The organism is Enhydrobacter sp. (assembly GCF_030246845.1).
In the GTDB taxonomy this organism is placed as follows: Bacteria; Pseudomonadota; Alphaproteobacteria; order Reyranellales; family Reyranellaceae; genus Reyranella.
The window spans coordinates 2,253,767-2,267,595 of sequence record NZ_CP126889.1 but is presented as its reverse complement, the minus strand read 5'-3'; the positions used below and the strand labels follow the sequence as shown (position 1 = coordinate 2,267,595).

Sequence of the window (13,829 nt, the reverse complement as noted above, 5' to 3'; positions counted from 1 at the left end):
GATCTTCATTGTTAGGCCGGCGAGCATGGCAACAGTATGAAGCCTAACGCCGAACGTGGACACTGGATGCGAACTCAGCGGCCGAATACCTCTTTCCAGCTTCGTGCAGCACCCTGCGTGCCAGCATGGTAGACGCCGCGCGCGACCGCACGCGCCAGGCAATCGGCCGCCAGCGTCCCGATCTCGCCCAGCGCCAGCGGATCAGCGCCAGGGTCATGGCGGCCGGTGGCGACGGCAAACACTGTATCGCCGTCCAGCGGTGTATGAACAGGGCGAATTGCACGCGCCAAACCATCCTGCGCCATCACGGCCAGCCGCTGCGTCGAGGCCTTGTCGAGCCGCGCATTGGTGGCGACCACGGCGATGGTGGTGTTGGCGCGGGGATCGCGCCGCACGACATCCGCCGGATCGCGGCCGGGATCGGCGCGCGCGTGCGAGACCGCAAGCCCGACACCGCGCGGCGGCGGACCGAGACCGCCGAACTCGTGGCCCTGCTCGAGGGGCCACGCCCAGAAATGAGGCATATCGTCCATGGTCGTGTAGCCGCGCGCATTCACGGCGACCAGTGCACCGACTTGCAAGCCGCTCTGCGGATCGATGGCGGAGGCACTGCCGAGACCGCCCTTGAGGTTGCCCGCTTTCGCGCCCATGCCCGCGCCTGCATTGCCCAAAGCGAAGTCGCGGCTGGCGTGGCCGCACGCTTCGTAGCCGAGCTCGCGATAAGGCGGCCAATCCCACTGCTTGTCGCCGCCGTTCAGGAGGTCGAACAGGATGGCCGCGGGCACGATCGGCACCACGACGCCGCCGATGGCGACGCCCCTCCCCCGCTCGCGCAGCCAGCGCATCGCGCCGTCCGCGGCCGAGAGACCGAAGGCCGAACCGCCCGAGAGGCAGATCGCATCCACGCGGTCGACGAGGCAGGACGGCTCCAGAAGATCCGTCTCGCGCGTGCCCGGCGCACCGCCGCGGACATCGACCGACGCGACCGACGGCGCCTCGCACAGAACGACGCTGACACCCGAGCGCAGCGTCTCGTCCTGGGCATTGCCGACGGCGAGCCCGTCCACGTCGGTGATGAGGTTGCGCGAGCCCGCCCGGAGCATCAGTCGAGCTGCAGGGTGAGCGCCTTCAGGTAGGCGGTTTCGGGCAGGTTGGGGTGGACGGGATGGTCGAGCGCCGCGCCGGAGCTGCGCAGGATGCGGCCGGTGCGCTCGCCGTCACGCAGGCCGCGGCGCACCTGCTCGGCGAAGAGCGCCGGATCCATCAGGTGAGAACAGGAGGCGACGAAGAAGAAGCCGCCGCGCGCCACCAGCGGCGCTGCGAGCCGCACCAGCTTGCGATACCCCTGGGCTCCCGTCTTGAGGTCCTTGCGGCCTTTCACGAAGGCCGGCGGATCGCAGATCACGACGCCGAACTTCCGGGCCGAGGTGCCGCCGAGACTTTCCAGCGCCTCGAACGCTTCGCCTTTCTGGAAGGAGACGCGCTCCCCGACACCGTTCAGCTTCGCCGCCTGCGACGCCGCGTCCAGGGCCGCTTGCGAACGATCGATGCAGATCACCGACTGCGCGCCCGCCCGCGCCGCCAGCACGCCGAAGCCGCCCGAGTAGCTGTAGACGTCGAGCACGCTCGCGTCCTTGGCCAGACCTGCCATGAAGCGGCGGTTGTCGCGCTGATCGTAGAACCAGCCGGTCTTCTGCCCGCCCGAGAGGTCGGCCACGAACTTGGCACCGTTCTCGATCAGCTCCATCGCCCCGGCCTCACCCTTGGTGACCACGACCTCGCGTCTCAGGCCTTCGAGCTCGCGCACCGGCGAATCGTTCTTGAGCACGATCGTCCGCGGCGACAGCTCGGCCTCCAGCGCCTCGAGCAGCACCGGCGTCAGCGCCTCCATGCCGGCGCTGTTGACCTGCACCACCAGCGCCTCACCGAAGCGATCGACGATCACGGCCGGCAGGCCGTCGGCCTCGGCATGGATCAGCCGGTAGTAGGGTGCGCCGATCAGCCGGCCGCGCAGGGCGGCCGCCTGGGCGATCCGCCGCCCGAAGAAGAGCGCGTCGACAATGGCCTCGGGATTCGAGGTCAGCAGCCGGGCCGCGATCAGCGAGTGCGGATTGAAGGTCGCGAGCCCCAGCGCCTCGCCGCCCGGCGCACGCAGGATCACGAGCGATCCCGCCGGCAGCGCCCTGGTCTCGGCATCCATCAGGACCTCGTTGGAGAAAGCCCACGGGTGGCCGGCGCGCACGCGGCGATCCCCGCCGGCGCGCAGCAACACGCTGGGCAGCTTCCTGGCCACTCCTACTCTCCCTTGGCGATGCCATCGCGCCGTGGATCGGCGGCCCCTTCCCAGCCATCGCCGACACGGCGGATGGCCGTCAGGCCGCCCTCGAGACGGCTGACTTGTACTTCATGGCCGAGCGAGCGCAAGGCGTCCGCCTTCGCTCTGAGCGACGGCACGTCCTCGAGGATGGTCGGGCCGTTCATGTTGAGGATGCGCGGCAGGGCAAGGGCCTCGCGCGGCGAGAGGTTCCAGTCGAGCATGCCGATCAGGGCCTGCAGCGTGTCGCCGATGATGCGCGGCCCGCCCGCCGAGCCCACGGCGATGACCAGCCCGCGATCCTTGTCGAGCACGAAGGTCGGCGACATCGAGGAACGCGGCCGCTTGCCGGGCTGCACCCGGTTGGCCACCGGCCGGCCGTCGACTTCCGGCAGCACGGAGAAATCGGTGAGCTCGTTGTTGAGGATGAAGCCCTGCACCATCATCTGCGCACCGAAGGCCTGCTCGATGGTGGTGGTGAAGGAGACGGCGTTGCCCCAGCGATCGACGATGCTGATGTGGCTGGTGCCGTGCTCGGGATAGCCAGCGTTTCCGGGAGCCGCCTTGCCCATGCTCCTGCCGGGCGAGATCAGCTTGCGACGCTGAGCCAGGTAACTCGGCGACAGAAGCTTGGCGACCGGTACGTCGACGAACGCCGGATCGCCGACATAGCGGTTGCGATCGGCGAAGGCGAGGCGGCTTGCTTCGGCGATCAGGTGCAGCGACCGCAGGTCGTCCGGCTTGTCTTGCACGAGGCCGAACGGCTGGAGCAGCTCCAAAGCCTGGAGCACGGCCAATCCCCCCGACGAAGGCGGCGGCATGCCGCAGACGATCCAGATCCGATAGGGCCCGCACACCGGCTCGCGCTTCACCGGGCGATACGCAGCGAGATCGGCTGACGACAGGGTCCCCGGACGTTCGTTGCCGTGTACCCGGGCCACGATCTCCTCGGCCACGGCACCTTGGTAGAGCGCCTTCGGGCCCTGCTCGGCAATCCTGCGCATCATGTCGGCAAGGCGGGGATTGACCACGCGGTCGCCGACTTTCCTGGGCGAGCCGTCGGCATCGTAGTAGATCTCGTGCGCCTCGGGATCGTCGCGGAAGGTCGGGATCCTCCCCAGCCAGTCGGCGAGCCGCGGCGAGACCGGGTAACCATCGCGCGCGAGGGCGACCGCGGGCGCGAACAGTTCCTTCCAGGCAAGCTTGCCGTGCTCCCTGTGCGCGAGATCGAGCATCGCCACGACGCCCGGAACGCCGACAGAAAGACCCGATGCGACAGCCTCGCGAAACGGCATCGGCCGCCGGCCCGACGGCTCCGTCGTCAGGAACATGTCGGACGTGGCGCCCTCTGGCGCCGTCTCGCGGCCGTCGTAGACGGAGATCGTGCGCGCGGCAGCGTCGTAGTAGAGCAGGAAGCCGCCGCCGCCGATGCCGGAAGATTGCGGTTCGACGACGCCCAGCGCCATCTGCACGCTGACCGCCGCATCGACCGCCGTGCCGCCCTGGCGCAGCGTTTCGAGGCCGGCCTCGACCGCGAGCGGATGGGCGGCCGCGACCATCGCCTTGGGCTGCGCCGACACCGGCCAGGCCAGGACGCAAGCGACCCAGGCCGCGAGCATGCGGGAGAGCCGGCGTCGGGTGATCATGCGCGGCGCGCGACGATGAACAGCCGTCGGAAGGGGAAGAGCGTGATACCGTCGGCGCGGGTGGGATAGGCTTCGGCGATCATGCGTGCGTAGGTGTCGTAGAAGGCCGTGCGCTCCGACGGATCCAGCGCCTCAAGAAACGGTCGCAGCCCGGTCGATGCGGTGTACTGCGCCACCGGATCCTTGCCGGTCAGGACCTGCTGATAGATCGTCTCCCACACCTCGAGCTCCGATGCGAGCGGCTTCAGCACGTCGTAGTAGCGCGCAGGCTCGTGCACGCGCGCGATGCCGCCGATATGGGCGAGCTTGTCGCGCCAGGGCCCGGCCTCCGCCGCCTTGCGCATCAGCGCGTGCGAGGGCGCATCGTGATTGCGCGGCATCTGGATCGCGAGCTGGCCACCCGACGGCAGTTGCTTCATCAGCGCCGGGAACAGGTCGATATGGCCGGGCAGCCACTGATAGGCGGCGTTGCTGTAGAGAATGGACGGCGGCCGCTCGGGCTCGAAGGCGGCGAGATCGCCTTTGGCGAAGGCCACGCGCTTGTCGGGTGTCTGCGAGCGCGCCTTGGCCAGCATCTCCTCCGAGGAGTCGATGCCGATCACCCGGCTTTCGGGGAACCGTTCCGCCAGAAGGCGCGAGATGTTGCCGGCGCCGCAGCCCAGGTCATAGATCGCATGGTCCGGCCGATGGCCGTTCGCGGGATCGAGCCGGCCCATCAGATCGATGGCCGGCCGCATACGCGCATCGGCGAACTTGAGATAGAGATTGGCGTCCCAGACGGTCGAGGCTGGCGACTGCATGGTCATTGCTCCTCGAACGCCGGATCGACGGGAACGCGGTAGGCCGTGGCGATCTTGTTGCCCTTCTGCGCAGCCATGACCACCGCCATGAATTCCTCGTGCATTTCTTCCGTCATGCCCTTCCGACGCGCCATCGTTCCGTGCGAGGCGATGCAATAGTCGCACTGATTGGCGATGCTCACCGCGAGATAAACTAATTCCTTGGTGAGCGGATCGAGCTTGCCGGGTGCGAAGGCCGCCTTCATCTCGGCCGCGAAGCGCTCCATCACCGCGGGATGGCGCGCCAGCGCCTTCCACACGTTGTTGATGTCGGCCGGATCGATGCCACGCGCCTGCGCGATGCCCTCGACCACCGACTTCGCGCGCGGATCCATATCCTTGTACTCGATCAACCTCGGCATCGATGGCTCCCGAACAAAAGGGCCGGCGACTGGGCCGGCCCTCATCTTATCCGCGGCGCGGGCGCGGCGTCAGTACATGTGCTGGCCGCCGTTGATCGAGAGCGTCGAGCCGGTGATGAAGCCCGCGTCGTCCGCGATCAGGAACAGCACGCCGCGTGCGATCTCGTCGGCCTTGCCCAGCCGGCCGACGGGGATCTTGGCGATGATCTTCTCGAGGACGTTGGGCGGCACCGCCGAGACCATGTCGGTATCGGTATAGCCGGGCGCGATCGCATTGACGGTGATGCCCTTGGCTGCACCTTCCTGGGCCAGCGCCTTGGTGAAGCCATGGATGCCCGACTTGGCCGCGGCGTAATTCACCTGGCCATACTGGCCGCCCTGGCCGTTGATCGAGCCGATATTGACGATGCGGCCGAAGCCGCGCTGGTTCATGCCGTCCCACACCGCCTTGCTGACGTTGAAGCACGAGCCGAGATTGGTGTCGATCACGGCGTCCCACATGCTGCGGTCGAGCTTGCGCATGGTCGCGTCGCGCGTGATGCCGGCGTTGTTGACGACGATCTCGATCGGACCCAGCTCCTTCTCGATCTGCGCCACCGCCTCCTTGACCGCGGCATAGTCGCCGACGTCGAACTTGTAGACCGGGATGCCGGTCTCCTCCTTGAAGGCGGCGGCCGCCACGTCGTTGCCGGCATAGTTGGCGGCAACCGCATATCCGCGCAGTTTCAGCATCCTGGAGATGGCAGCGCCAATTCCGCGCGTTCCACCCGTTACCAATGCCACTCGTCCCGCCATTGTTTCCTCCCTGACGACTCAGATTGGCACTGTAGCCGGAGTCCCAGGGGCGGAGGCAAGTCGCGCGATCAATCGCACGCCATTTCCGGTTGACGCGAGAGGGCGACCGCCTGCGACATGAGAATGACGAGCGCTTGCAGGGCGAAGCCGGCCACCGCAAGGTAGAGACAGGCTTCCGCGCCGAATGCGCCGCCGACCGCTGCCCCCAGCGCGGAGCCCAGCGGCCGGGCGCCATAGGCCATGATGTTGATCGCCGAGACGCGACCCAGAAGGCGCGGCGGCGTCACCGACTGACGCAGCGTGGTCGTGCTGATGACCCACAAGATCGGCCCGGCGCCCAGCAAGAAGAAGCTGAGTCCTGCGAGAAGCGGTGTCGGGACCACGGTCGTCAGCGCCATCACGCCGGAGGCGACCAGGCCGGTAACGGGACCGAGGCCAATCACGATGCCGAAGGCGAGGCGCCGCATGACGCGCGTCGCGACCAGCGCTCCGGCGATCATGCCGGCGCCGTACATGCCGAGCACGATGCCGACACCCGAAGCCGAAAGCCCCAGCCGGCGCACCGCGTAGGGCACGAACACGGCGAGGATCAGGAAGAATGCCGTGTTGAAGATGAACTGCGTGACGAACACCGGCCGCAGGAGATCGTGGCGGAAGACGAAAGCCGCGCCCTCCCTGATCTCCCCGAGCGGGTGCCGCCGTGGAACGGCAATGCGCGCCGGCTCGAACAGGCCGGCCAGCAGGACGACGGCCACGATCGAAAGCGCGGCCGCGCAGCCGAAGGCCGGGGCGGCCCCGATCCAGCCGACGAGCAGGCCGCCCAGCGCCGGCCCGCCCGCGAAGGCCACGGTGCGGGCAAGCTCGATTCGCGCGTTCGCGGCCGGCAGCGCCGACGGGGAAACCAGCGACGGCACGAGCGCCGGCGCGGCGACGCTGAAGACCACCGTGCCGCAGACGGCGACGAAACCCAGAACCGCCAGAAGCGGCATGCCGAGAAAGCCGAACCAGAGCCCCGCCAGGATGGCCAGCAGCGCGGCGGCCCGCAGCGCCTCGGCACCCGCCATCAGCCGGCGTCGCGACAGACGATCCGCGAGCAGCCCGGCCGGGATGGCGAACAGGACGAACGGCAGCGTGAGCGCCGTCTGCAAGGCACCCGTCTCGCCTTCGCCGGCGCCCAGCAGCAGCACGGCCACGATCGGCGCCGCCGCCAGCGCCACCTGCTCGGCCGACTGGGCTGCGAGATTGGACCACGCCAGCCGACCGAAGGTCGATGGCAGCGAGTCGTTGTCGGATGAAGACATGAGGGCTCCCGAGGTCGCGTCGGCGCGAACCTAGGAAGCCGATGGCCGCCGCTCTATCCGCGAGCGGTGCCGTATTGCGTGTGGGACCGTGGGCTTCCCGCCCGCTCATCAACGCGCGTGCGCAGGATGCGCGCGGTCCCGAAGAAAATCAGTCGCGCTGGACGCACATGGCGATGCCCATGCCGCCGCCGATGCAGAGCGTGGCGAGGCCCTTCTTGGCGTCGCGCTTCTGCATCTCGAAGAGCAGCGTGGTGAGCACGCGCGCCCCCGAAGCGCCGATCGGATGGCCGAGCGCGATCGCGCCGCCATTGACGTTGAGCTTCTCGGGATCGAGGCCGAGCTGCTTGCCGACGGCGACCGCCTGGGCGGCGAACGCCTCGTTGGCCTCGACCAGATCGAGATCCTTCACCGTCCAGCCGGCCTTCTTGAGCGCGGCCTGCGAGGCGGTCACCGGGCCGATGCCCATGATCGCCGGATCGACACCGGTGGTCGCCCAGGACACGATCTTCGCAAGCGGCTTCAGCCCACGCTTCCTGGCCTCGTCCGCCGTCATGAGCACGAGCGCGGCGGCGCCGTCATTGATTCCGGAAGCGTTGCCGGCCGTGACCGAGCCCCCTTCCTTGGTGAAGGCGGGCCGAAGCTTCGCCAACGTCTCGACCGTCGTGCCGTGACGGGGAAATTCGTCCGTGTCGACGACGACCTCGCCCTTGCGCGTCTTGACCGTGACCGGAACGATCTCGTCCTTGAAGCGACCGCTCTTCTGCGCCGCCTCGGCCTTGTTCTGCGACGAGGCGGCGAAAGCATCCTGCTCGGCGCGCGTGATCTGGTACTTCTGCGCCACATTCTCGGCCGTGTTGCCCATGTGATAGCCGTGGAAAGCGTCCCAGAGGCCATCCTTGAGCATCGAGTCGATCATCTTCATCTCGCCCATCTTCACGCCATCGCGCAGATGGGCGACGTGCGGCGCCTGGCTCATGCTCTCCTGGCCGCCGACCACCATGATCGAGGCATCGCCGTTGCGGATCGCCTGCCAGCCGAAGGCGACGGCACGCAGGCCCGAACCGCAAAGCTGGTTGATACCGAGTGCGGTCTTCTCGACCGGGATGCCAGAGTTGATCGCGGCCTGGCGCGCCGGGTTCTGGCCCTGACCGGCGGTCAGGATCTGGCCCATGACGACCTCGTCGACCTCCTCCGGCTTCACCTTGGCGCGCTCCAGCGCGCCCTTGATCGCGATCTTGCCCAGATCGTGGGCCGGAACGGAGCCGAAGGCGCCGTTGAACGAGCCGATGGGCGTCCGCGCCGCGCTTGCAATGACGATGTCGGTTGCCATGAGTCCCTCCTTGCAGGCCGCCCCGCGGCCCATGTTATAGGCCGCCTGACACGACCCGCAAGCTGCGCCCGGACCGCTAGGTGAGCCGGGTGAAGCCGTCGGGACTCCAGTCCTCGCTGCCCACGCCGTGATAGACGAAGAAGAGCCCGTCGGGATCGTACTGTTTCTTGACCGCTATCAGCCTTGGATAGTTCGGCCCCCAGTAGGCCTGCTGCCAGGCCTTCTCGAAGAAATTGCTCTCCGACACGTAGGACCCCGGGTTGGGCACGAGCCTGCGCAGCTCGCCCATCGCCTTGCCGATGGCCTCGGCACGCCGTCTGCCGGTGGTCACGTCGGGTTCGTGCCCGGCTATGCCGGGATAGGCCGGCTGTTCGTGACTCGCGATGATCGCGAGCGCGAAGGCGTCGAGGACCGCGGGATTGGTCGCGGTGTTCCGTGCGGCGGCGAGCGCCTCGCCGGGCGCGCCGGCGAGGCCTTTGTTGAAGTGCAAGGACGTGTCCCAATGTCGCGTCGCGGCGAACAGGCCTTCGACCAGGCGACCCCTTCCTTCCGGCCGCAGCAGTGCGGACGGCAGCCACGTGGATTGATAGCCGTAGAGCACCTGGCCGACCTGTCCCGCGTCGCCCGACCAGAAGACGTTGCCGTCCGGCGCGTTTGGCCGGTCATCGGAGACCACGAGCCCAGGCGCCTGCTTGAGCAAGGCTGGATTCCAGATCGAGCCGGCCGGCACACTGAGCACCGTCGGGCCCGATCCGACTGCAAAGTCGCCAGGTGAACCCGAAACCCATTCGACAAACGGCCGCCAGATCTGTTCGGCCTGCTTTTGATCCAGCCCCTGGAAAACCATCGAAACGACGATCGTGTTGTCTCTCCTGAACGCGATCTGCTCGCCCCAATGCGGATTGAAGAGATGCTCGCCATAGAAGCCGACGATCCGATCGATCAGCCGCCGAAACGCGGCATCGGACTTCGCGGCGACAGCGAGGCTCACGATGCCGAAGAAATTCGGCAGGTCGTGGGTCCGCAAGGTGAGGCGCGTGACGACGCCCAGGCTGCCGCCACCACCGCCCTTGAGGCCCCAGAACAGATCCGGATGGCTGCAGGGATTGGCGATGCGCACGGCGCCATCGGCGGTGACGACTTCCGCTTCCAGAAGACTTGCCGCTGCAAGGCCGTACCTCTTCGAGAAGCTGCCGAAGCCCCCGCTCTGGATCAGGCCCGCCACACCGACAGTCATGCAGCCGCCGCCCTGGACATAGCGTCCGGCCTTGGTCGTCACGGCATCGTAGGCCTGCTGCCAGATGGCCCCTGCCTCGATCGAAACAGCCGGCTGAGGCTGCTCCCGACCTTCGCATTCGTGGCCGACGAAGGCGTCGTGCAACGCGATGGCATTCATGCGCCGCGTCCAGATCAGCAGCGAGTCGGCGGAATTGGAAGTGCCGAGATAACTATGGCCGCCGCCCTTCACCACCAGCCGCAGCTTGTGCTCGCGTGCGAAGTCGACCGCGGCGACGACATCGGCCGTCTTGCGGGCAGCGACCGCATAGACGCTTGGTTGCGACATCCAGCCGTCGACCCATCCCAGGGTCTGGGTCAGGGCCGGCTCATCACCGATGTAGTAGGGGTTCTTCAGCTTCTTGAAGAGGCCGGTGCAGTCCGGTTGCCGGCCGTTGCCCATGCAGTCCGTGAGCGGCGAGTGCACCTCGATGAGCTGGCCGTCGACGGCCTGCTTCAGCTTTGCCCAGCTTTCCTCCTTCGGCCATGCGGCGTCCGTCGGGCGCACACGATGGAAAGTGGAAGTGTCGGCATGCGCTGAACGGATGGGGCCGGCTCCGGCAAACGAAGCGAACGGTAGCATCCCGGCCGCGTGCAACAAATGTCGTCTGTTCATCTGTCCATCTCCGCCCGGCCCGCCGGTTTGCGCTCCATCACCGAGCCTTCAGCCAGTCGATCAATGGCCTCCAGCAGAGCTCGCGGGCGCGACTGCTCACCACCATGCCGATATGGCCGAGCGGCAGCTCGAGGCGGATCGCGTTGGGGAGGCCCCGCTCCGGATCGGCGAGCGCGGCAGCCGAGCGCGGCGGCACGATCCGGTCGCCCGAAGGGATCATGACCAAAGCAGGCGTGTTGATCTTGCGCGGCACGATGTGCCGACCGTCGACGATCCACCGACCGGTGCCGGGAAGGTTGTCGCCGTACCACCCGATCAGGCATTCGCGGGCAACCGGTCCGGCGAGCGGCGCGCCGCCGTTCAGCCAATCCTCCAGGAGCACGAACTCGCCGGCCTGATCGCTTCGCTGGTCGAGGCCGAGGAACCGCCCGAACTTCTTCATCGCCAGCCAAGGATCGAGCGACCAGAAGAGCGTCTGCAAGATATCGACAGGAAGCTCTCCCGCCTTGTCCGCAAGGTCGGCCAGCAGCGGACCGGTCGACAGCAGGAAGGCATGGCCGGTCTTGTCGGCATGGAAATCCCACGGCGCCGCCAGCAGCGCGAGCCCGGCGAGCCGGCGCGGCCGCAGCGCCGCCAGCGCCACCGACAGCGTGCCACCCATGCAGTAGCCCATGACCGCCGGCCGACGACGGGCCCGCCTGGCAACGAAAGCAAGCGCGCGGTCGAGGCGGGCGACGTAGGCCGCCAGATCGAAGTCACGTTCCTCGGCACGGGGCGTGCCCCAGTCGACCAGATAGGGCCGCAGCCCTTCGGCCGCCATGGCACGCAACAGGCTCTTCTCAGCCGTGAGATCGAGCACTTCCCAGCGATTGATCAACGACGGCACGACCAGCACCGCGCGCGCCGTCCTGGACCGGGCCGCGCGGTCGGTCGCGCCGAAATCGAGCAGGCGCGTTTCGCCCTCGCGCCAGACGGTCGGCGGCTCGTCCAGCATGCGGCGCACGGGGTGGCCGCGATAGGCAAGCACCCCGTCGGCCAGCCGCGCCATCCGGCGCCCGATTTCGCGATGAAGCGATGCCTCGAACTTCCCGGCGCCAGCCCGGCGCTCCAGGGCGTCGACTTCCGCCATCAGGGCGGCGAAGCGCTCAGGAGGACCCGAGTTTGGCCTCGAGCTCGGCGATCCGCGCTTCCAGAGCTGCCATGCGTTTTCGCAGCTCGCCCAGGTCATCAGGGCCGTGCCCAGATGCAGCGGCAGGGGGCGCGGTCCCAGACGCGCGGCCGGAGGCGGTGTCGGCGGCATTTGGTCCAGCTTGGGCGGCCTGTATCGCGGACGCAACCTGCGCATTGGCGGCCCCGAACAGGCGGACGATCTGCTCGGTCAGCGCCGGGTCGGCCGCCAGGCCGGAAAGCTGGCTTTGCCACAGATCGAGGTACCGCCGGGCCAGCCGGTCGAACTCGCCCGACGGATCGTCATTGTCCGAGACCATTGACCCAGTATAGCGCGTCACGGCCGGTGGTTTCGCCGGCGCTCCTTGTGCAGGCGCTCAGCTTACTTGTCGCACTGCGGTATCGGCGCTAAGGTCGCCGGGCTGGCAATGAACGAGCGTTCAGCGTACGGCAGAGGAGCGCAGCGTATGGCCGAGCAGGCAGCATCGGAGAGCGGCCCCAAGCCGGCCCCCGTCGTCATCAAGAAGTATGCGAACCGGCGGCTCTACAACACCGCCACCTCGGCCTATGTCACTCTCGACCACCTGTCGCAGATGGTGAAGGACAAGACCGACTTCGTCGTCTACGACGCCAAGACCGGCGACGACATAACCCGCTCGGTCCTGACCCAGATCATCTTCGAGGAAGAGAGCAAGGGCGGCCAGACGCTGCTGCCGATCTCCTTCCTGCGCCAGCTCATCTCCTTCTACGGCGACAGCCTGCAGGGCGTGGTGCCGCAGTATCTCGAGATGTCGATGACCCAGTTCGCGCGCAACCAGGAGCAGATGCGGCGCTACCTGCAGAATGCCTTCGGCTTCAACCCGTTCCAGCAGTTCGAGTCGATGGGCAAGCAGAACATGGCGATGTTCGAGCAGGCGATGCGCATGTTCAATCCGTTCGGTGCCGGACAGAGCCCCTCCACGGGGACGCCGCCGCACACCAACGGCAGCGCCGAGTCGAAGCCCGCCTCGTCCACCACGGCGGCCGACAAGGACGAGGCGATCGACGATCTGAAGCGCAAGCTCAATGAGCTGCAGAGCCAGCTCGCGGAGCTCAGCAAGAAATCCTGACGCGGGATGCGCAAGATCCCGCCGCCGCCCCGGCCGCCGCGGGTGATCTCGCCCTGCATCGGCGTCTGCACGATCGAGCCGGGCAGCCCCTACTGCATCGGCTGCAAGCGCACGATCGACGAGATCGGCCGCTGGGTGATCATGGACGACGCCGAACGCCGCCGCATCCTCGCAGAGCTGCCGGGCCGCACTAACGGCCCTTGAATCTCGGCTTGCGTTTCTCGCGGAAGGCGGAGGTGCCTTCCTTGTAATCCTCGGTGAGGCCGGTCAGCACGTTCTGGTCGGCATCCATATGGGCCGCGAGGTCGTCGAGCGCGTGGGCCAGCCGGTTGACCGAAAGCTTGGTCATGCGCAGCGGAATCGGCGGCTGGCAGGCGATGCGCTCGGCGAAGGCCAGCGCCGCAGCGAGCGCCTGACCGTCCTCGACGACTTTCTCGACCAGTCGCCATTCGAGCGCCTCGGCGGCGCCGATGCGGTCCGATGCCAGGATGACGGCCTGCTTGGTGCGAGCGGGGCCCATCAGCGCCAGCATCCGCGGAATCGAGCCCCAGCTCATGTTCATGCCGAGCTCTACCTCGGGAATGCGGAAGTGCGCGCTCCTGCCGCAAAAGCGGAAGTCGAGCGCGACCACCAGCGCCGCGCCGCCGCCGATGCAATGGCCCTCGATGGCGGCAATCGTCACCTGGTCCATGTCCTGCCAGGCCTTGCACAGCCTCGGTCCCAGACGCTGGCGATGGATACGCTCGCCGATCGGCAAAGGCTTGCCCTGCCAGGCTTCCGGGTCCTTGAGGTCGAAGCCCGCCGAGAAGGCCTTGGCGGAGCCCGTGAGGATCACGACCGACGTCTCGAGATCGTCCTCGAAGTCGCGTGGCACGTCGCGCAGCTCGCGCATCGCCTGCTGGCTCAGCGCATTGATGTTGTCGCCGCGGTCGAAACGCACGACGGCAATGCGGCCTTGCGGGCCAAGTCCCTTCTCGATGCTGACGAAGCGCCGCTCCATGCGTTCCTCCACGATTGTCGCATGGGACGGTAGCGCCGCGGCTTTACAACGGCGAGCGGGTCGGGCTTCACTTGT

At 67.8% G+C, this 13,829-nt stretch carries 14 protein-coding genes; 2 read left to right on the top strand and 12 right to left on the bottom strand.

The features are described from left to right. Window positions 1-74 precede the first annotated feature (74 nt). The 11 genes from OJF58_RS11360 to OJF58_RS11310 form a co-directional block, all read right to left on the bottom strand. Window positions 75-1,103: a P1 family peptidase gene (locus tag OJF58_RS11360; protein WP_300784353.1), complete on the bottom strand. Its 1,029-nt coding sequence runs from the start codon at window positions 1,101-1,103 to the stop codon at window positions 75-77. Further along, a complete protein-coding gene (locus OJF58_RS11355) occupies window positions 1,103-2,293 on the bottom strand; it encodes a class I SAM-dependent rRNA methyltransferase (protein WP_300784351.1) in 1,191 nt (396 codons plus the stop codon). Before OJF58_RS11355 ends, OJF58_RS11360 begins: the two co-directional genes overlap by 1 nt. A gap of 2 nt (window positions 2,294-2,295) precedes the next feature. Next, window positions 2,296-3,960, bottom strand: a complete 1,665-nt coding sequence (ggt, locus tag OJF58_RS11350) for a gamma-glutamyltransferase (RefSeq protein WP_300784349.1) — start codon at window positions 3,958-3,960, stop codon at window positions 2,296-2,298. Next, window positions 3,957-4,760 carry a methyltransferase domain-containing protein gene (locus OJF58_RS11345; protein ID WP_300784348.1) on the bottom strand — a complete coding sequence of 268 codons (804 nt, stop codon included), beginning with the start codon at window positions 4,758-4,760 and terminating at the stop codon, window positions 3,957-3,959. Before OJF58_RS11345 ends, ggt begins: the two co-directional genes overlap by 4 nt. Window positions 4,761-4,762: 2 nt before the next feature. Beyond that, entirely contained in the window at window positions 4,763-5,161 is a 399-nt protein-coding gene (locus OJF58_RS11340; RefSeq protein WP_300784346.1) for a carboxymuconolactone decarboxylase family protein, read from the bottom strand. Window positions 5,162-5,230: 69 nt separating this feature from the next. Then, window positions 5,231-5,956 carry an acetoacetyl-CoA reductase gene (gene phbB, locus OJF58_RS11335; protein ID WP_300784344.1) on the bottom strand — a complete coding sequence of 242 codons (726 nt, stop codon included), beginning with the start codon at window positions 5,954-5,956 and terminating at the stop codon, window positions 5,231-5,233. 68 nt (window positions 5,957-6,024) lie between these two features. Continuing rightward, complete coding sequence (locus tag OJF58_RS11330) at window positions 6,025-7,257, bottom strand: MFS transporter (protein WP_300784343.1); 1,233 nt, start codon at window positions 7,255-7,257, stop codon at window positions 6,025-6,027. A gap of 148 nt (window positions 7,258-7,405) precedes the next feature. After that, a complete protein-coding gene (locus tag OJF58_RS11325) occupies window positions 7,406-8,587 on the bottom strand; it encodes an acetyl-CoA C-acetyltransferase (protein WP_300784342.1) in 1,182 nt (393 codons plus the stop codon). Between the two features lie 76 nt (window positions 8,588-8,663). Beyond that, window positions 8,664-10,478 (bottom strand): FAD-binding oxidoreductase, encoded by a 1,815-nt coding sequence (locus tag OJF58_RS11320; RefSeq protein ID WP_300784340.1) that lies wholly within the window; start codon window positions 10,476-10,478, stop codon window positions 8,664-8,666. A 37-nt stretch (window positions 10,479-10,515) separates the two neighbouring features. Further along, on the bottom strand, window positions 10,516-11,607 hold the full coding sequence (locus OJF58_RS11315) for an alpha/beta fold hydrolase (RefSeq protein ID WP_300784338.1): 1,092 nt from the start codon (window positions 11,605-11,607) through the stop codon (window positions 10,516-10,518). A 16-nt stretch (window positions 11,608-11,623) separates the two neighbouring features. Further along, window positions 11,624-11,965: a hypothetical protein gene (locus OJF58_RS11310; protein WP_300784337.1), complete on the bottom strand. Its 342-nt coding sequence runs from the start codon at window positions 11,963-11,965 to the stop codon at window positions 11,624-11,626. A 147-nt stretch (window positions 11,966-12,112) separates the two neighbouring features. On the opposite strand from OJF58_RS11310, the gene phaR reads away from it, so the two are divergent. After that, window positions 12,113-12,754: a polyhydroxyalkanoate synthesis repressor PhaR gene (gene phaR / locus OJF58_RS11305; protein WP_300784335.1), complete on the top strand. Its 642-nt coding sequence runs from the start codon at window positions 12,113-12,115 to the stop codon at window positions 12,752-12,754. Between the two features lie 6 nt (window positions 12,755-12,760). Beyond that, window positions 12,761-12,958 carry a DUF1289 domain-containing protein gene (locus OJF58_RS11300; protein WP_300784334.1) on the top strand — a complete coding sequence of 66 codons (198 nt, stop codon included), beginning with the start codon at window positions 12,761-12,763 and terminating at the stop codon, window positions 12,956-12,958. On the opposite strand, the gene OJF58_RS11295 is transcribed toward OJF58_RS11300, so the two are convergent. Next, a complete protein-coding gene (locus tag OJF58_RS11295; RefSeq protein ID WP_300784333.1) occupies window positions 12,945-13,754 on the bottom strand; it encodes an enoyl-CoA hydratase/isomerase family protein in 810 nt (269 codons plus the stop codon). The two genes, OJF58_RS11300 and OJF58_RS11295, sit on opposite strands and share 14 nt — an antisense overlap. Between the last annotated feature and the right edge of the window lie 75 nt (window positions 13,755-13,829).